This is a genomic window from Streptomyces sp. NPDC014656 (genome assembly GCF_043084305.1).
Lineage (GTDB): Bacteria > Actinomycetota > Actinomycetes > Streptomycetales > Streptomycetaceae > Streptomyces.
Map to the genome: position 1 here is coordinate 142,020 of NZ_JBIBZN010000004.1, position 18,012 is coordinate 160,031.

The window sequence follows — 18,012 nt, forward strand, 5'->3', positions numbered from 1 at the left end:
GGGGGGGGTGGGGGTGCGTGGGGGGGGTGGGGTGGCGTCCGGACACCGCTTGGAGCATCGGCCGTTGTCGGGAGCGGGTCAACACGCTTCAATGCGGGGTGACATCGGGCTGTGAACGGTGCGGCGCGGGTGTGAACGCGCGGCCGCCGCCCACCTGCCCGCCCGCCGTCCGGGCCCCGGCGGCCCGCGCCCCGGGCGTGAACGTTCACCGCCGGTGCCGGGAACGCCCGGGGAGGACGCCGAGGACACCGAGGACACCGAGGAGCCCGTGTGAGCCACACCGAGGCCGATCTGGTGCAGCTGCTGCACACCGGCCCCTTCCACCTGGCGCTGCGCACCGCGCTGGCCGTGCGCGGGCTGCCGCTCCAGCGGGTCCAGCACCACCTCGCCCACCGGGGCGTCAAGGTCGGGGTGACCTCGCTGAGCTACTGGCAGCAGGGCGCCCGGCGCCCGCAGCGGCCGGAGTCGCTGAAGGCGGTCCGGGCGCTGGAGGAGGTGCTCCAGCTGCCGGGGAACTCGCTGCTGCGGCTGCTCGCGGAGGACGCGGCGGCCCGGGAGGGGGTGGAGCGTCCGGCGGCCCGCTCGTACCGCTCGCTGGTGGAGGCCTCGGGCGCGGTGGAGGAGCTGTTCGCGGAGCTGGAGTCACCGGCGGACGGCGGGCTGCACACGGTGGGCCACCACGAGCGGGTGCGGATCGGGCCGGGCCGGGAGCTGGTGGGGCGCGAGTCGCAGCACGTGGTGCGCGCGCACCGGGACGGGGTCGACCGCTACCTCGCCATCCACCACGGCGATCCGGGCTGCGACCCGGCGCGGGTGCGGGTGCGGGCGGTGGAGAACTGCCGCGCGGGGCGGGTGCGCGGGGACGCGGAGACGGGGGTGGTCGTCGCCGAGCTGCTCTTCGACGCGCGGCTGCGGGCCGGGGACACCCATCTGTTCTCGTACGGCTTCGAGGACGGGACGGCCGGGCCGAGCGGCGAGTACCTGCGGGGCTTCAGCTTCGCGGGCGGGCAGTACGTGCTCCAGGTCGCCTTCGACGAGGCGGCGCTGCCGGTACGGTGCCGGCGCTTCTCCCAGGCGTCGGCGGGCGCGCCGCGCGGCGGCCGGACGGACCTGACGCTCGGCGGCCGGCACCGCACGGTGCACCTGGTGGAGCAGGGGGTGCGCCCCGGGATCCTGGGGATCGACTGGGACTGGGAGTGAACCGGGCGGGCCGGCTCACGGACCGCCCGTTCAGGCGGAGGGCGCGGCCTTCGGTCCGGCGACCAGCTTGCCGTCCTCGACGCGGACCTCGACCGGGGGGAGCGGGACGGTGGCGGGGCCCTTGAGGGCCTTGCCGGTGGTGACGTCGAAGCGGCTGCCGTGGCAGGGGCAGTTGCCCTCGTTGTCCTCGATCTTGTCGAGGACGCAGCCGGCGTGGGTGCATTGGGCGCTGAACGCCTTGTACTCGCCCTTGGCGGGGCAGCTGACCAGCACCCGCTGCTCGCGGAAGAGCTTGGCGCCGCCCACCGGGACCTCGTCCGGCGAGCCGAGGGCGACCGGCGCGGTCGGCGTCGGCACCTGGGCGTGACCCAGCTTGGAGTCGGTGGAGCAGGCGGCGACTCCCAGCCCGGCGGCACCGGCGAGAGCGGCACCCTTCAGGACGGTGCGGCGGGTGGACTGGCCGGACATGATCGCTCTCCACGGGGGCGGGGACGGTGGTCTGCCCCGACGATACCCGCGCCGTTTCGTGCGGTTTCGGCCGGGCCCGGGGGGCGTACGGGCCCGGAAGCGCCGGGGGTCCGGGGACGCCCGGCGGGCCCGGCGACCGCCTCCACCGGGGCCCGGAGTCGGGCTCGGCCTCGGCCTCGGGCCTCGGGCTCGGGCCTCGGCGGAGGCACCGGAAGCACCGGGACGAGGAAGCGGCGCCGGCATCAGGGTCCGGGGGCGGTGCGCGCCCGGCGTCGGTGCGGACGCGCCCCGCCGGGCCGTCCGGGGTCCCGGACGGCCCGGCGGGGCGGGTCGGTCAGGCCTTACGGGCGCGGGCCGCCGTCTTCTTGGCCGGTGCCGCCTTCGCCGACGTGGCGGCCCTGGCCGTCTTCGCGGCCTTCGCGGGCGCCGCCTTGGCGTCCTCGGCCACCTCGGCGGTCTTGGCCGTCTTGGTGGCCTTGGCGGTCGTCTTCCGGGCCGGTGCCTTCTTCGCCGCCGTCTTCCTCGCAGGGGCCTTCTTCGCCGTCCCGCGCGGCGCGGGCGCCCCCGCGTCGCTGATCCGGTCGGCGCCGAGGATCTCGCGGAGGAACTTGCCGGTGTGGCTGGCCGGCTCCGAGGCGACCTCCTCCGGGGTGCCCTCGGCGACGACCACGCCGCCGCCGCTGCCGCCCTCGGGGCCCATGTCGATGATCCAGTCGGCGGTCTTGATGACGTCGAGGTTGTGCTCGATGACGATCACCGAGTTGCCCTTGTCGACCAGGCCGGACAGCACCTTGATCAGCTTCGAGATGTCCTCGAAGTGGAGACCGGTGGTCGGCTCGTCCAGGACGTAGACCGTGCGGCCGGTCGAGCGCTTCTGGAGCTCGGAGGCGAGCTTGACGCGCTGCGCCTCGCCGCCGGAGAGCGTCGGGGCCGACTGCCCGAGCCGGACGTAGCCGAGCCCGACCTCGTTGAGCGTCCGCAGGTGGCGGGCGATCGTGGGGACGGCCTCGAAGAAGCCGAGGGCCTCCTCGATCGGCATGTCCAGGACCTCGGCGATGGACTTGCCCTTGTAGTGGACCTCCAGGGTCTCCCGGTTGTACCGGGCCCCGTGGCAGACCTCGCACGGCACGTACACGTCCGGGAGGAAGTTCATCTCGATCTTGATGGTGCCGTCGCCGGAGCAGTTCTCGCAGCGGCCGCCCTTGACGTTGAAGGAGAAGCGGCCGGGGAGGTAGCCCCGCACCTTGGCCTCCATCGTCTCCGCGAAGAGCTTGCGGACGTGGTCGAAGACACCGGTGTACGTCGCCGGGTTCGAGCGCGGGGTGCGGCCGATCGGCGACTGGTCGACGTGCACGACCTTGTCGACGAGGTCGTCGCCCTCCACGCGCGTGTGGCGGCCGGGCACCGTCTTGGCGCCGTTCAGCTCGCGCGCCAGGTGGGTGTAGAGGATGTCGTTGACCAGCGTCGACTTCCCGGAGCCCGAGACGCCGGTGACGGCGGTGAGCACGCCCAGCGGGAAGGAGACGTCGATGTCCCGCAGGTTGTTCTCGCGGGCGCCGTGGACCGTGAGCAGCCGTCCCGGGTCGAGGGGGCGGCGGACGTCCGGGGTGGGGATCGCCCGGCGGCCGGAGAGGTACTGCCCGGTCATCGACTCCTCGTTGGCGAGGAGCTCCTTCAAGGTGCCGGAGTGGACGACCTTGCCGCCGTGCTCGCCGGCGCCGGGGCCGATGTCGACGACCCAGTCGGCGACCTTGATGGTGTCCTCGTCGTGCTCGACGACGATGAGGGTGTTGCCCATGTCGCGGAGCCTGACGAGGGTCTCGATCAGCCGGTGGTTGTCGCGCTGGTGGAGGCCGATGGACGGCTCGTCGAGCACGTAGAGCACGCCGACGAGGCCGGAGCCGATCTGGGTGGCGAGCCGGATGCGCTGGGCCTCGCCGCCGGAGAGGGTGCCGGCCGCGCGGTTGAGCGAGAGGTAGTCGAGGCCGACGTCGACGAGGAAGCGCAGCCGCTCGTTGACCTCCTTGAGGACCCGCTCGGCGATCTGCTTGTCGCGGGCGTTGAGCGTCAGGCGGGAGAGGAACTCGGCGCAGTCGCTGATGGACATCGCGGAGACCTCGGCGATGGACTTCTCCATCACGGTGACCGCGAGGACGATCGGCTTGAGCCGGGTGCCGTGGCAGGTGGGGCAGGGCACCTCGCGCATGTAGCCCTCGAAGCGCTCCCGGCTGGAGTCGCTCTCGGCCTCGCCGTGCCGCCGCTTCACGAAGGAGACGGCGCCTTCGAAGGCGGGGCTGGTCCAGGCGCGCTCGCGGCCGTACCTGTTGCGGTAGCGGACCTCGATCTGGGTCTTGTGGCCGTGCATGAGGGCCTTCTTGGCCCGCTGCGGGAGGCCCGCGTAGGGGATGTCGGTGCGGAAGCCGAGGGCCTGGGAGAGCCCGTCGATCATCCGGCCGAAGTACTCCTTGGTGTGGCCGTGGGACCACGGGTGGATCGCGCCCTCGTCGAGGGACTTGTCCTCGTCGGGGACGACCAGCTCGGGGTCGACCTCCATGCGGGTGCCGATGCCGGTGCAGTCGGGGCAGGCGCCGAAGGGCGAATTGAAGGAGAAGGAGCGGGGCTCCAGCTCCTCGAAGGAGAGGTCGTCGTAGGGGCAGTAGAGGTGCTCCGAGTACATCTTCTCGCGCTCGGGGTCGTCCTCGGGGAGGTCGACGAAGTCGAGCACGACCATGCCGCCGGAGAGCCCGAGGGCGGTCTCGACGGAGTCGGTGAGGCGGCGCTTGGCGCCCTCCTTCACGGTGAGGCGGTCGACGACCACCTCGATGGTGTGCTTCTCCTGCTTCTTGAGCACCGGCGGCTCGCTGAGCTGGATCGTCCGCCCGTCGACCCGGGCACGGCTGTAGCCCTTGGTCTGGAGGTCGGCGAAGAGGTCGACGAACTCGCCCTTGCGCTCGCGCACCAGCGGGGAGAGTACCTGGAAGCGGCTGCCCTCGGGGAGCTCCAGGACCTTGTCGACGATGGCCTGCGGCGACTGGCGGGAGATCGGCCGGCGGCACTCGGGACAGTGCGGCTTGCCGATGCGGGCGAAGAGGAGGCGGAGGTAGTCGTAGACCTCCGTGATGGTGCCGACCGTGGAGCGCGGGTTGCGCGAGGTCGACTTCTGGTCGATGGAGACGGCGGGCGAGAGACCCTCGATGAAGTCCACGTCCGGCTTGTCCATCTGACCGAGGAACTGCCGTGCGTACGAGGAGAGCGACTCGACGTACCGGCGCTGCCCCTCGGCGAAGATCGTGTCGAACGCGAGGGAGGACTTGCCCGATCCCGAGAGCCCGGTGAAGACGATGAGGGAGTCACGGGGGAGGTCGAGCGAGACGTTCTTGAGGTTGTGCTCGCGCGCGCCACGGACGATGAGACGGTCGGCCACGCCGGTCCGCACCTTTCTTGAGAGAGCGGATGGAGAGCGGAGGGGGAGCAGATGTGCCTGCACACCCGACAAGCACTCAACGCCCAAGGATGCCGGATGCTTCCTCGGTGGGGGTGCCTTCATCGAGCCTATAGCACGTACATTCGATTTCCGGCGATCGCTCGCCTGCTTCACCCGAACGAGTGGCCGGCGCTAGGGTCGGCGTCATGATCGATCACGAGCGCGACCTCGCCTCCCTGCACGAAGCGACCGAGCGGCTGCTGACCGACGCCGCCTCCTGGGACAACGCCTCCGTCGCCGAGCCGTCACGGCTTCCCGGCTGGACGCGCGGCCACGTCCTCGCCCACCTGGCCCGGAACGCCGAGGCCCTGGTGAACGTCTTCGAGGGCCGCCCCATGTACGCGAGCGCCGAGGCGCGCGACGCGGACATCGAGCGCGACGCCTCCCGCCCCCTCGACGTCCAGCTCGCCGACGTCCGCGCGACCGCCGAGCGCTTCAGGGCGGTGACGGCCGCCCCCGGCGACTGGAGCCGGACCGTCGAGCTGCGCAACGGCGTCACCGACAGCGCCTCCCGCGTCCCCTTCCGCCGCTGGGTGGAGGTGGACCTGCACCACGTGGACCTCGGCTGCGGCTACGAGCTGGAGGACCTCCCCGAGGAGTTCGTCGCACGCGAGATCGACTTCCTCGCCGAGCGGTTCGCCGGGCACCCGGCCGTCCCCTCCACCGGGCTCCGCGCCGACGACGGCCGGACGTGGACCACCGGCGGCGGCGCCCAGGGCGGCCCGGTGGGCGTCTCCGGATCCGCCCCCGAGCTGCTCGGCTGGCTGGCCGGCCGGCGCGACGGTTCGGCCCTGAAGACCGAGGGCGGCCCGCTCCCCCAGCTCCCGCCGTTGTAGGCGGCCTTGCCGGGACCGCTGTCGGCGGCCGGGGCTAGTCTGAGGCCATGACGTACAGCGGAGCGGTGAGGGTGGGCGGTCCGGCCGACGTCCACGAGCTGAAGGACCTGATGATCTCCAAGGTCGCGGTCGGCCCGATGGACAACAACGCGTACCTGCTGCGCTGCCGGGCCACCGGGCAGCAGCTGCTCGTCGACGCGGCCAACGACGCGGAGACCCTGCTCACGCTGATCGGTGACGACGGCATCGCCGCCGTCGTCACCACCCACCGGCACGGCGACCACTGGCAGGCCCTGGCCCAGGTGGTCGCCGCCACCGGCGCCACCACGTACGCGGGCGCGTACGACGCGGAGGGCATCCCGGTCGCCACCGACGTCCTGGTGGAGGACGGCGACACGATCCGGGTGGGCGAGGTCGAGCTCACCGCCCGGCACCTCGCCGGCCACACCCCCGGCTCGATCGCGCTGGTCTACGACGACCCGCACGGCCATCCGCACCTCCTCACCGGCGACTGCCTCTTCCCCGGCGGCCTCGGCAACACCCGGCAGGACCCGGAGGCCTTCGCGAGCCTCCTGCACGACGTGGAGACCAAGCTCTTCGCCGTCCTGCCGGACGAGACCTGGGTCTACCCCGGCCACGGCAAGGACACCACGCTCGGTGACGAGCGCCCCCACCTCCCGGAGTGGCGCGAGCGCGGCTGGTAGGCCCCCGGGGCGCGCACCCCACGGACCCGCGGCGGGGACCGCCGGCACCGGAAGCCCGTTCCGACGTCCCGTGAAGCCCCCGAGGCGCCCCCGGTCCCGCCGCGGGCGCTCCCGCACGCCCCCGTAACCCGGACGGCGGCCGGGTAGTTGGCGCCACATGCACCCCAGTCACCCTCCGTCGCCACCGGCGGCCCGCCCGGCGCCCTCGATGCCCCGGCTCGCCGCCGCCTCGCTCGTCGGCACGGCCATCGAGTTCTTCGACTTCTTCGTCTACGGCACCGCCGCCGCCCTCGTCCTCGGGCCGCTCTTCTTCCCGACCTTCTCCCCGCTCGCCGGGACGCTCGCCGCCTTCGGCACCTTCGCCGTCGGCTTCCTCTCCCGCCCCATGGGCTCCGTCCTCTTCGGGCACATCGGCGACCGGCACGGGCGCCGGCCGGTGCTCTTCGCCTCCCTGCTGCTCACCGGCTGCGCCACCGTCGCCGTCGGCTGCGTCCCCACGTACGGGACGATCGGCGTCGCCGCTCCCCTGCTGCTGCTCCTGCTGCGCTTCCTCCAGGGGCTCGGGCTGGGCGGCGAGTGGGGCGGGGCCGTCCTGCTGACCGCCGAGCACGCCCCGCCGCACCGCCGGGCGCTGTGGGCGAGCTTCCCGCAGATCGGCCCCGCGGTCGGCTTCCTCCTCGCGAACGGCGTGATGCTGGCGCTCACCGCCGGGCTGAGCGACGCCGACTTCCGGTCCTGGGGCTGGCGGGTGCCGTTCTGGGCGGCGGGGGTGCTCGCCGCGGCCGGGCTGCTGCTGCGCTCCTCGCTCGCGGAGACCCCGCAGTTCGAGGAGCTGTCCGCGTCCGGGCGGCGGGCGGGGGCGCCGCTCGCCGAGGTGGCGCGCGACCACTGGCGGCTGGTGCTGCTGACCGCCGGGGCCCTGGCGGTGGGGTACGCGATCTTCTACACGGTCTCCACCTGGGCGCTCGCCTACGGCACCGAGCGGCTCGGGGTGAGCAGCACGGTGATGCTGGTCTGCGTGATGGCGGCGGTGGCCGTGAAGGGCGCCGCGACGCCCTTCCTGGCCCTGCTGGGCGACCGCTGGGGGCGCAGGCCGCTCTGCCTGGCCGGGTGCGCGGGGGCCGCGGTCTGGATGTTCCCGATGGTGGCGCTGCTCCACACCGGGCAGCCCCTGCTGATGTTCCTGGGGTTCCTGGGCGCGCTGCTGGCCTTCATCACCATGTTCGCGGTGGTCGCGGCGTACCTCCCGGAGCTGTACGAGCCCCGGGTCCGCTGCACCGGCGCGGCGGTGGGCTACAACCTGGCGGGGGTCCTCGGCGGGGCGCTGACGCCCATCGTGGCCACGGCCCTGTCGGAGGGCGGCTCGGGGCCGCCGTGGGGCGTGGCGGCCTATCTGACCGTGGTGGCGCTGGTGAGCCTCGGCTGCTTCGCCCTGCTCCCGGAGACGCTGCCGGAGCCCCGTCCCGGGGAGGCCGTGGAGGGCGCGCCCGCCCGGGCGTGACGTCCGGAGCGGGCCGGACACGCGAAGACGGCGACGGCCGGCCCGGGCGGGATGCCCGGGCCGGCCGTCGCCGTCGTGCCGGAGGAGGCGGGTCAGGCCTCGACGCCGGGCTTCTCCGCGTCGTGCTTCTCCGCGTCCTTCTCGGCGGCCTCCAGGGCGGCCTTCTCGGACTGCCTCTTGGAGGCGATCAGGCTGGTGATCGTGGTGATGACCAGCACGCCGCCGATGACGGCGAGGGAGACCGGGATGGAGATCTCCGGGACGTGCACGCCCGACTCGTGGAGCGCGTGCAGCACCAGCTTCACACCGATGAAGCCGAGGATCACCGACAGGCCGTAGCTGAGGTGGACCAGCTTCTTGAGCAGGCCGCCGATGAGGAAGTACAGCTGGCGCAGGCCCATCAGGGCGAAGGCGTTCGCCGTGAAGACGATGTACGGGTCCTGGGTGAGGCCGAAGATCGCGGGGATCGAGTCCATCGCGAACAGCACGTCGGTCATGCCGATGGCGAGCATGACGACCAGCAGCGGCGTCATGACCTTCTTGCCCGACTCCACGATGAAGAGCTTGGTGCCGTGGTAACGGTCCGCGACGCCGAACTTCTTCTCGATGGACTTCAGCAGGCGGTTCTCGTCCCAGTCGTCCTCGTCCTCGTCGGCCATGGCCTCCTTGACGAGCTTCCAGGCGGTGTAGATGAGGAAGGCGCCGAAGAGGTAGAAGACCCACGAGAAGCTGGCGATGATCGCGGCGCCGGCCGCGATGAAGATCGCCCGCAGGACGAGGGCGATGAGCACGCCGAACAGCAGCACCCGCTGCTGCAGGTGGGACGGCACGGAGAACTTCGCCATGATGAGGATGAAGACGAAGAGGTTGTCTACGCTGAGCGACTTCTCCGTGATGAAGCCCGCGAAGAACTCGCCGCCCGCCTGGCCGCCGCCCCAGATCGAGACGCCGATGCCGAAGAGCACCGCGAGCACGATCCAGACCACGGTCCAGATTCCGGCTTCCTTGACCGACACGTCATGGGGCTTGCGCCCGATGAAGAAGTCGACCGCGATGAGGGCGCACAGACCGAGAATGGTCAGCACCCAGATGGTCATCGAAACGTCCACTGTGCCTCCGGCTTCGTACGGCTACTGATCAGCGTCGTCGCTGCCGGAGGTCTCTTCCACCCGGGGTCGTGCGAACACGACCGCCGGGCCGACGCCCCGGGACCGGATGTCCTTGATCCGTCCGTATTGACGGGTACGCCGCGCATGGGGAGTACTCCCCTCCGCTGGGAAAAGAGTACCCGAAGAGCCAAGAGAAGGTAAAGAGAAGGGTAAAGAGGGCCCAAAAGGCCAGGTCAGCCCAGGTTCCGCCGACGCGCCTCCGCGACCTGTCCGAGGACCTGCCAGAGCACCGCGCTGCCCGGCGGGACCGTCGGCGGCTCGTACGTCCAGGCATGGCCGACCCAGGGGTCGGCGAGGTGGTCGTCGGGCACGGGCGTGAGCCGGAGCAGCGAGCGCCACAGCGGGTCGAGCACCGGGCCGTACGCGGCGGCGTCCGCCCGGTCCGCGACCATCAGCAGGTGGACGCCGACGGAGGGGCCCTCGTCGGCGAGGTAGCGGAGGCGGGTGACGGCACGGTCGTCGAAGCCGTGCGGGAAGTCGTGGACCACGAGCAGCTGGCGCGCCGGGTCGAAACCGGGCGGCAGGTCCTCGGAGGCGTCGCCGCGTACCGCCATCTGGAGCAGGTCCACCCGCTCGGTGAGCTGCGCGAGGACGGCGGTGACCCCCGCCGCGCCCCGGGCCGGCGGGGCCGCCAGGACCCCGGTCTCGACGAGCGGCGCGAAGGCGGTGGCCCCGCCGCCGGCCGGGTCGAGCACATGGACGGTGAGGGAGCCGGCGGGGTGGGCGGCGAGCAGCCGGGCGGTGTGGGCGACGGCGCTGTCCAGGGCGAGACGGCGCAGCTCGGCCTCGTCGAGCAGGCCGGCGGCCGAGGTCCGGCCGGGTCCCGAGTCCACCCACAGTCCGCGCTCCAGCGGCAGACGGACCAGGAAGGGGATCCTGAGGTCGCTCCGCTCCGGGAGGTGGAGGTCGCCGAGGCGGACCGCCATCGGGGGCTCCTCGGGGGCGCGGTAGGCGTGCCAGGCGGGGTTGTCCCAGCGGGCGTAGGCGGCGGGCAGGGCCGGTTCGACGACCTCGGACTCGGCGGCGAGCTGCGCGAGGTCCCGGTCGAGGACCTCCTGGGCCCGGCCCATCAGCTCCTCGTGCGTGGCCCGGGCGGCGGCCCTGGCGGCCTCGCCGGCGCCTCCGACGCGGGTGCTCGGGTCGGCGAGCACCTGGTCGACGGCCCGGTCGAGGCGGTGGTCGGCGAAGTCACGGGCGCTGCGGTAGGCGGCGACGGTCCGGGCCAGGTCCTCGAACATGCCCCAGACCTGGTTGTAGAGCCGCTCGTCCATGGTCCAGCCGGTGGCGTCCCCGGCGACGGGCGCCGGGCGGGATTCCTGCGGCCCGGTCGGCGGCCCGGCCGGCGGGGGCGGTACGGCTCCGGTCCCGGCGGCGTCCGGACCGGGTGCGGGCGCGGCGGGGCGCGGGGCCGGGCGGCGGCTCGGGTGGGAGTAGCTGATGGTGGTGGTGGCGGCGGCCGACGAGGCCGAGTCGACCGAAGCCGTCTCAACCGGAGCCGTCTCGACCGGGGCCGTCTCGACTGGGGCCGTCTCGATCGGAGCCGTCTCGACCGAGGCCGTCTCGACCGGGGCCGTCTCGGGGACCAGCCGCGGCGGGGCCGGGGCGCCGGCGGGGGCGGCCGCTTCGAGGACGGCGGCGGCGAGGTCGGCGGCGGCCGGGGCGCCCTGGTCGGCGAGGAGGTCGGCGAGCCCGCCCTCGTACCCCTGTCCGACGGCGCGGACCTTCCAGGCCCCCTGGCGGCGGTAGAGCTCCAGGGCGACGACGGCGGACTCCCGGTCGAGGCCGGTGATCGTGTACGTGGCGACGGCCGCGCCCGCCGGGTCGGCGACGGTCACGAAGGGGGCGGCGGCGGTGCCGAAGCGGGCCGGGCCGTCCGCGCCGGGCGGCAGGGCGAGCAGCAGGGACAGCCGGTGCACGCTCTCCGGGACGGCCGCGAGGTCCACGGCGATGCGGTGCTCGGCCGCTGCCGCGCCGGGCACCTCGACGCCGGGACGCACGGGCGCGCCGGGGTGGGCGATCCACTCGGCGCCGGCGACGCGGCCCCGCTCGTCGCCGAGGGTGGCCCCGGCGACGACCGGGCGTCCGGCGGAGACCCGGAGTTCGAGTCGGGTGTCGGGCAGGGGGTGGTTCTGCCCCCGGACCAGCTCGGCCGTCATCTGGACTCTGTTTCCCCTCGGCGCTTCGGTCGGTCATGCGGGACAGCTCCCGGCGGGCCGGTGCCCGTCGGGAGCTGCGGTGCGGCGGCGGGGCCGTGGAGCCGGCCCCGCGGGTCCGCCTACAGGTGCGGCAGGATCGCCGGCATCAGGTCCTGGAAGGTGCGGCCGTTGGCCGGGTTGCCCAGGGCGGTCATCTGCCAGCCGGAACCGGCCCGGTGCACCTTCGCCATGATCTGCGCGGTGTACTGGCCGCCGCCGTCCAGGGTGTAGCGCGCGAGCTCCTGGCCGTTCGTCTCGTCGACGATCCGGCAGAAGGCGTTCTGCACCTCCTGGAAGGTCTGCCCGGTGAAGGAGTTCACCGTGAAGACGATCTGGTCGATGTGGACGGGCACCCGCTGGAGGTCGACGAGGATGGCCTCGTCGTCGCCGCCCTGGCCCACGCCGCCCACCAGGTTGTCACCGGTGTGGCGGACGGAGCCGTCGTCGCTGACCAGGTGACGGAAGAAGACCACGTCCACGGGCTGCTTCTCGGCGAAGAGCACCGCGGAGGCGTCCAGGTCGATCTCGCGGGTGCGCGAGCCGAAGAGCCCCCGGCGCGGCGCCGCCTGCCATCCGAGCCCCATCCGCACCTGGGTGAGGCTGCCCCCGCCCTGCTTCTCCAGGCTGATGGCCTGCCCCTTGGTCATGTTGACCGTCACGCGCTGCCCCTCTCGTCGTTGTGGCAGCACCCTACGCAGGCCCACTGACAACGTGCCGGGCGCGGCCCGGTTTTGTGTCGGTCTTGCAACACACCGGGCCGCCTCGGATCACGCCAGTCCCGCCTCCTTCATCTGGCGCAGCTCCTTCTTCAGCTCGGAGACCTCGTCCCGCAGCCTGGCGGCCACCTCGAACTGCAGCTCGGCGGCGGCGGCGCGCATGCGCTCGGTCATCTCCTCGATGACCGAGGCCAGTTCGGCGGCGGGCCGGTCGCCGAGCTCCAGCGTCGAGCCGCCCTTGGCGGCCGCCTTGGCCCCCTTGCCCGGCTTCGGGGCGTGCGCGGCGAGCGAGGGCACCGGGGACTTGGCGCCCTTGCCGTCCTTGCCCTGGCGGTAGCCGGTGCCGAGCAGCTGCTCGGTGTCGATCTCCTCGCGCGCGATGGTGGCGACGATGTCGTTGATCTTCTTGCGGAGCGGCTGGGGGTCGATCCCGTGCTCCTTGTTGTAGGCGACCTGCTTCTCCCGGCGCCGGTTGGTCTCGTCGATGGCCTGGGCCATGGCGGGGGTGATGGTGTCGGCGTACATGTGGACCTGGCCGGAGACGTTGCGCGCGGCGCGGCCGATGGTCTGGATGAGGGAGGTCCCGGAGCGCAGGAAGCCCTGCTTGTCGGCGTCGAGGATGGCGACGAGGGAGACCTCGGGCAGGTCGAGGCCCTCGCGGAGCAGGTTGATGCCGACGAGGACGTCGTACTCGCCGGAGCGCAGCTCGCGCAGCAGCTCGATGCGGCGCAGGGTGTCCACGTCGCTGTGGAGGTAGCGGACCTGGATGCCGAGCTCCAGGAAGTAGTCGGTGAGGTCCTCGGCCATCTTCTTGGTGAGGGTGGTGACGAGGACCCGCTCGTCGCGCTCGGCGCGCAGCCGGATCTCGTGCACCAGGTCGTCGATCTGGCCCTCGGTGGGCTTGACGACGACCTCGGGGTCGACGAGGCCGGTGGGGCGGATGATCTGCTCGACGAAGCCGTCGCCGCGGGACAGCTCGTAGGTGCCGGGGGTGGCGGAGAGGTAGACGGTCTGGCCGATCCGCTCCTGGAACTCCTCCCACTTCAGCGGGCGGTTGTCGAGGGCGGAGGGGAGCCGGAAGCCGTGGTCGACGAGGGTCCGCTTGCGGGAGGCGTCGCCCTCGTACATGGCGCCGATCTGCGGCACGGTGACGTGCGACTCGTCGATGACGAGGAGGAAGTCCTCGGGGAAGTAGTCGAGGAGGGTGTTGGGCGGGGAGCCGGGCTCGCGGCCGTCGAAGTGCATCGAGTAGTTCTCGATGCCGGAGCAGGAGCCGATCTGGCGCATCATCTCGATGTCGTAGGTGGTGCGCATGCGGAGCCGCTGGGCCTCCAGCATCTTGCCCTGCTTCTCCAGCTCCTTCAGGCGCCCGTCGAGCTCGCGCTCGATGTCGTTGACGGCCCGCTCCATGCGCTCGGGGCCGGCGACGTAGTGGCTGGCGGGGAAGACGTACAGCTGCCGGTCGTCGCTGATGATCTCGCCGGTGAGCGGGTGGAGGGTGGAGAGCGCCTCGATCTCGTCGCCGAACATCTCGATGCGGACGGCGAGCTCCTCGTACACGGGGAAGATCTCGATGGTGTCGCCGCGGACGCGGAAGGTGCCGCGGGTGAAGGCGAGGTCGTTGCGCGTGTACTGGATGTCGACGAAGCGGCGGAGCAGCTGGTCGCGGTCGATCTCGTCGCCCACCTTGAGCTGGACCATGCGGTCCACGTACTCCTGCGGGGTGCCGAGGCCGTAGATGCAGGAGACGGAGGCGACCACGACCACGTCCCTGCGGGTGAGCAGGGAGTTGGTCGCGGAGTGGCGCAGCCGCTCGACCTCCTCGTTGATCGAGGAGTCCTTCTCGATGTAGGTGTCCGACTGCGGGACGTACGCCTCGGGCTGGTAGTAGTCGTAGTACGAGACGAAGTACTCGACGGCGTTGTTCGGCAGGAGCTCGCGGAACTCGTTCGCCAGCTGGGCGGCCAGGGTCTTGTTCGGCGCCATCACCAGGGTGGGGCGCTGGAGCTTCTCGATCATCCAGGCCGTGGTGGCCGACTTGCCGGTGCCGGTGGCGCCGAGCAGGACGACGTCCTTCTCGCCGGCGCGGATGCGCCGGTCCAGCTCGGCGATGGCCGTCGGCTGGTCGCCGCTCGGCTGGTAGGAGGAGACGACCTCGAAGGGCGCCACCGAACGTTCGATCTTGGAAACGGGCCGCATGCCACCACCGTACGACCCGCCACCGACAGTCGGGGGGTGATCGCCGCGCGGCGGGGGGCGTCACCAGTCCTGGGAGCGGTGTCCGCCGCGCGGGACGGAGCGGCGGAAGCCGCGCCCGGCCGGGCGGGCGGTCCAGTTCGCGGGTTCGCCGTAGCTCGGGACGTGCCGGGGGGCGGGGACCCCGGGGCGGTGCGGCGAGCGGGCCGGGGCGCGCTGCCAGTCGGGGTCGCCCATGACGAGCAGCGGGTCGAACATGACGACGACGGCGGCCAGGATGAGGAAGACGGCCGGGCCGATCAGCATCGGCAGCAGCAGCGACCCGGCGTCGGCGGCGGCGCCCGCGGCCGGGGCGGCGTGCAGGTGGACGCTGACGGCCGCCATGGCGGTGTAGTGCATGCCGCTGACGGCGACGCCCATGACGAGGCTGGCCCCGAGGCTGGCGAGGAAGCCGTGCACGGAGACCGCCGCCCACAGGGCGGTGGTCGCGGCGACGACGGCGATGACCACGGAGAGGGCGACGGTGAGGGTGTCGTACTCGATGCGCCCCGGCAGGCGCATGCCGGCCATGCCGAGGTAGTGCATGGTGGCGACGCCGAGGCCGGTGATGGTGCCGCCGGTGACGAGGGTCAGCGCGGTGGCGCCCCGGTAGCCGACGATGAAGATCCCGATGCCGACCATGACGACGGCGACGGCGAGGCTGGCGAAGGTGATCGGCCGGTCGTAGTCGATCGGCGCCTGCCGGACCGAGAAGCCCATCATCGCGATGAAGTGCATGGTCCAGATGCCGGTGCCGATGGACGTGGAACCGAGCGCGAGCCAGCCGGCCTTGAAGGAGTCCCGGTGGCGCAGCGAGCGGGTCGTGCATCTCAGCCCCAGGGCACCGCCGAGGCAGGCCATGAGAAAGGCCGCCACCGGTGTGACCAGCCCGTAGCTGAATCCGTCGACCGTGCCCTGCATGAGCGTGAGCCCTCCCACCCCTGGCGCATGACGTCCGAAAACAGTCGGTACCGCTGGGTAGTACTACCGGGGCGAGATTATGGCGCGCCGAGCGCCCCGCGGGCACCTGACCGGCGATTTTCCGGTCGTGAGACCGGAGCGAGACCGGTCCGTGATCTCGGGAGGGGGCCGCGCCGCCGGATCGCCGTCGAACGCCCGTTTTGGCCGGTGGACGTCGGCGGGGACGTGACCGGAAGGCGACGGCCGCCCTGGGGGGACCGGGCTGTCGGTGCCGGACCGTACGGTGAGGGCATGGACATCGAGGACGGGCCCCGCACGCCCGGGGGCGTGACCGCCGAGTGGGCGGTCGTGGGGAGCGGCATCGGGCCGCTCTTCCTGGCGGCCACCGGGCGGGGGCTCGTGCGGGTCGAGTTCCACGCGGGCGGGGCGCGGGGCGAGCGGATGCCGGAGCTGCTCGCCGAGCAGTTGGGCGCCGCGGTCGTCGCGTGCTCCACGGGACTGCTCGCCGAGCCGGTGCGGCAGCTGGAGCGGTACTTCGCGGGCGCGCTGCGCGCGTTCGACCTGCCGCTGGACTGGTCGCTGACGACCGGCTTCAACCGCCAGGTGCTGCGGGAGCTGGCCACCGGCGTGCCGTACGGCGCGGTGGTCGGGTACGGGGAGCTGGCGCGGCGCGTCGGCCAGCCGGGCGCCGCGCAGGCGGTGGGGGCGGCGATGGGCGCCAATCCGCTGCCGGTGGTGGTGCCGTGCCACCGCGTGGTGGAGAGCGACGGCGGGCTCGGGGGCTTCGGCGGCGGGCTGGAGACCAAGCGGAGACTCCTGGCCCTGGAGGGCGTGCTGCCGGAGCCACTGTTCTGAGCCCCGCGCCGGACCGCTGCCGGGGCGGTCGTGAGACGACGGCCGCTGCTGGGGTCGGTCGCGGAAACGATGGCCGCTCCGGGGGCCGGTCGCGGGGGCTGTGACGGCTACTGCCGGGGGCCGGTCGCGGGGACTGCGACAGCTGTTGTCGGGGGCCGGTCGCAGGGGGTGTGACCGCCGCCCCGGGGGCTCGGCTGCGGGGGCGTAACTGTCGCCGCAGTCGGGGCTCGGTCGGGGCCGCGTGACCAGCGGCTGTCGGGGCTCGGTCGGGGGACCGTGGCCGGCTGCTCCCGGGGGCGGCCGAAGGCCGTGACGGCCCGCTCCCCGGCGGCGGGCGGTGCTCCGTGGCGGCGGGGCTCACCTGGGGATTCCGGTTCCGGGGCGTTCCCATCGGAGGGGGTGGCTGGCACACTCCGGTAGTGACCAAAACGCCCGACGCCCCTGACACCGCCGCCTCCCGGGAGACGGCCGTCCCGATCACCCCCGCCGCCCTGCCGGAGCTGCGCCGACGGGTCCAGGCCGTGCTCGTCGCCACCCAGATCCTCGGGGGCCTCGGGATCGCCACCGGCGTCGCGCTCGCCGCCGTCCTCGCCACCGAGGTGAGCGGCACGGACGCGCTGGCCGGGCTCGCCTCGACGGCGACGGTGGCCGGCCCCGCGCTGCTCGCCATGCCGCTGGCGGCGCTGATGGCGCGGCGGGGGCGGCGGGCCGGTCTGGTGCTGGCCTATCTGCTGGGCGCGCTCGGCGCCGGGATCGCCGTGCTCGGCGCGGTCCTCGGCAGCTTCCCGGTGCTGCTGGCCGGCCTGGTGGGCTTCGGGGCGGGGTCCTCGGCCAACCTCGCGGCCCGGTTCGCCGCCGCCGACCTGGCGGAGCCGGACCGGCGGGCGCGCGCCATCTCGACGGTGGTGTGGGCGACCACGATCGGCGCCGTCCTCGGCCCGAACATCGCGGCTCCGGCCGGCCGGAGCGTCTCGGGCCTCGGCATACCCGTGGCGGCCGGGCCGTTCCTGTGGGCCGCGGTGGTGTTCGTGGTGTCGGCGCTGGTGGTGGCGCTGCTGCTGCGGCCCGACCCGCTGCTGACGGCGCGGGCGCTGGCCGCCGCGGACGGGGACGGGGCGGCGGACCGGCCCGAGGGCCGGTCCCTGCGGGCCGGGCTGCGGGCGGTCCGCGCATCGCCGCAGGCCCAGGTCGCCCTGGTGACGGTGGCCGCCTCGCAGACGGTGATGGTGTCGATCATGTCGATGACGCCGGTGGCGCTCACCCACCACGGAGCCGGCATCGAGCTGATCGGGCTCGTCATCAGCGTGCACATCGCGGGCATGTACGCCTTCTCGCCGGTGATGGGCTGGCTCGCGGACCGGCTCGGGCGGCTCGCCGTGATCGGCCTCGCGGTCGGGCTCCTGGGCCTCGCGGCGCTGCTCGCGGGGACCGCGGGGGCGAGCCACCCCCGGGTCGCGGCCGGTCTGTTCGTCCTGGGGCTCGGCTGGTCGGCCGGCCTGGTGTCGGGCTCGGCGCTGCTGACGGACTCGGTGCCGCAGGCGGCGCGGGCGGCCGTGCAGGGCCTGTCGGACACGGTGATGAACGCGGCGGCGGGGATCGGCGGACTGGTGGCCGGCGTGGTCGTCTCCCAGGCGGGCTACGGCACGCTCAACGCCCTCGCGGCCTGTCTGCTGCTGCCGATGGCGGCCCTGACCCTGCGGGGCGTGCTCCGCAGGGCCTGACCGCGCC

At 73.3% G+C, this 18,012-nt stretch carries 13 protein-coding genes; 6 read left to right on the forward strand and 7 right to left on the reverse strand.

Going from position 1 to position 18,012, the window contains the following annotated elements; all coding sequences use genetic code 11:
- Positions 1 to 270: 270 nt before the first annotated feature.
- Complete coding sequence (locus tag ACF1ED_RS11370; RefSeq protein WP_391759010.1) at positions 271 to 1,200, forward strand: hypothetical protein; 930 nt, start codon at positions 271 to 273, stop codon at positions 1,198 to 1,200.
- 30 nt (positions 1,201 to 1,230) lie between these two features.
- On the opposite strand, the gene ACF1ED_RS11375 is transcribed toward ACF1ED_RS11370, so the two are convergent.
- Positions 1,231 to 1,668 (reverse strand): Rieske (2Fe-2S) protein, encoded by a 438-nt coding sequence (locus ACF1ED_RS11375; RefSeq protein ID WP_391759012.1) that lies wholly within the window; start codon positions 1,666 to 1,668, stop codon positions 1,231 to 1,233.
- Positions 1,669 to 2,002: 334 nt separating this feature from the next.
- Positions 2,003 to 5,092 (reverse strand): excinuclease ABC subunit UvrA, encoded by a 3,090-nt coding sequence (gene uvrA, locus ACF1ED_RS11380; RefSeq protein WP_391759014.1) that lies wholly within the window; start codon positions 5,090 to 5,092, stop codon positions 2,003 to 2,005.
- A gap of 206 nt (positions 5,093 to 5,298) precedes the next feature.
- Here uvrA and ACF1ED_RS11385 point away from each other — a divergent pair, with 206 nt between their 5' ends.
- The 3 genes from ACF1ED_RS11385 (at position 5,299) to ACF1ED_RS11395 (ending at position 8,193) form a co-directional block, all read left to right on the forward strand.
- Positions 5,299 to 5,988 carry a maleylpyruvate isomerase family mycothiol-dependent enzyme gene (locus tag ACF1ED_RS11385; RefSeq protein WP_391759016.1) on the forward strand — a complete coding sequence of 230 codons (690 nt, stop codon included), beginning with the start codon at positions 5,299 to 5,301 and terminating at the stop codon, positions 5,986 to 5,988.
- A 47-nt stretch (positions 5,989 to 6,035) separates the two neighbouring features.
- A complete protein-coding gene (locus tag ACF1ED_RS11390; RefSeq protein WP_391759018.1) occupies positions 6,036 to 6,692 on the forward strand; it encodes an MBL fold metallo-hydrolase in 657 nt (218 codons plus the stop codon).
- A gap of 208 nt (positions 6,693 to 6,900) precedes the next feature.
- Positions 6,901 to 8,193, forward strand: a complete 1,293-nt coding sequence (locus ACF1ED_RS11395; protein WP_391759020.1) for an MFS transporter — start codon at positions 6,901 to 6,903, stop codon at positions 8,191 to 8,193.
- 92 nt (positions 8,194 to 8,285) lie between these two features.
- On the opposite strand, the gene ACF1ED_RS11400 is transcribed toward ACF1ED_RS11395, so the two are convergent.
- From ACF1ED_RS11400 to ACF1ED_RS11420, 5 genes are all read right to left on the reverse strand, one after another.
- The gene (locus tag ACF1ED_RS11400) at positions 8,286 to 9,290 is read right to left on the reverse strand and encodes a TerC family protein (protein ID WP_391759022.1); all 1,005 of its coding nucleotides are present in this window, start codon (positions 9,288 to 9,290) and stop codon (positions 8,286 to 8,288) included.
- 245 nt (positions 9,291 to 9,535) lie between these two features.
- On the reverse strand, positions 9,536 to 11,518 hold the full coding sequence (locus ACF1ED_RS11405) for a TerD family protein (RefSeq protein ID WP_391759024.1): 1,983 nt from the start codon (positions 11,516 to 11,518) through the stop codon (positions 9,536 to 9,538).
- A 119-nt stretch (positions 11,519 to 11,637) separates the two neighbouring features.
- Positions 11,638 to 12,216 (reverse strand): TerD family protein, encoded by a 579-nt coding sequence (locus ACF1ED_RS11410; RefSeq protein ID WP_351109003.1) that lies wholly within the window; start codon positions 12,214 to 12,216, stop codon positions 11,638 to 11,640.
- Positions 12,217 to 12,324: 108 nt separating this feature from the next.
- Positions 12,325 to 14,472 (reverse strand): excinuclease ABC subunit UvrB, encoded by a 2,148-nt coding sequence (uvrB, locus tag ACF1ED_RS11415; protein ID WP_391759026.1) that lies wholly within the window; start codon positions 14,470 to 14,472, stop codon positions 12,325 to 12,327.
- 60 nt (positions 14,473 to 14,532) lie between these two features.
- The gene (locus ACF1ED_RS11420) at positions 14,533 to 15,429 is read right to left on the reverse strand and encodes an MHYT domain-containing protein (protein WP_391759028.1); all 897 of its coding nucleotides are present in this window, start codon (positions 15,427 to 15,429) and stop codon (positions 14,533 to 14,535) included.
- A gap of 291 nt (positions 15,430 to 15,720) precedes the next feature.
- Here ACF1ED_RS11420 and ACF1ED_RS11425 point away from each other — a divergent pair, with 291 nt between their 5' ends.
- Both ACF1ED_RS11425 and ACF1ED_RS11430 read left to right on the forward strand, forming a co-directional pair.
- Entirely contained in the window at positions 15,721 to 16,284 is a 564-nt protein-coding gene (locus tag ACF1ED_RS11425; protein ID WP_391759030.1) for a methylated-DNA--[protein]-cysteine S-methyltransferase, read from the forward strand.
- 419 nt (positions 16,285 to 16,703) lie between these two features.
- Positions 16,704 to 18,005 (forward strand): MFS transporter, encoded by a 1,302-nt coding sequence (locus ACF1ED_RS11430; protein WP_391759032.1) that lies wholly within the window; start codon positions 16,704 to 16,706, stop codon positions 18,003 to 18,005.
- Positions 18,006 to 18,012: the final 7 nt, after the last annotated feature.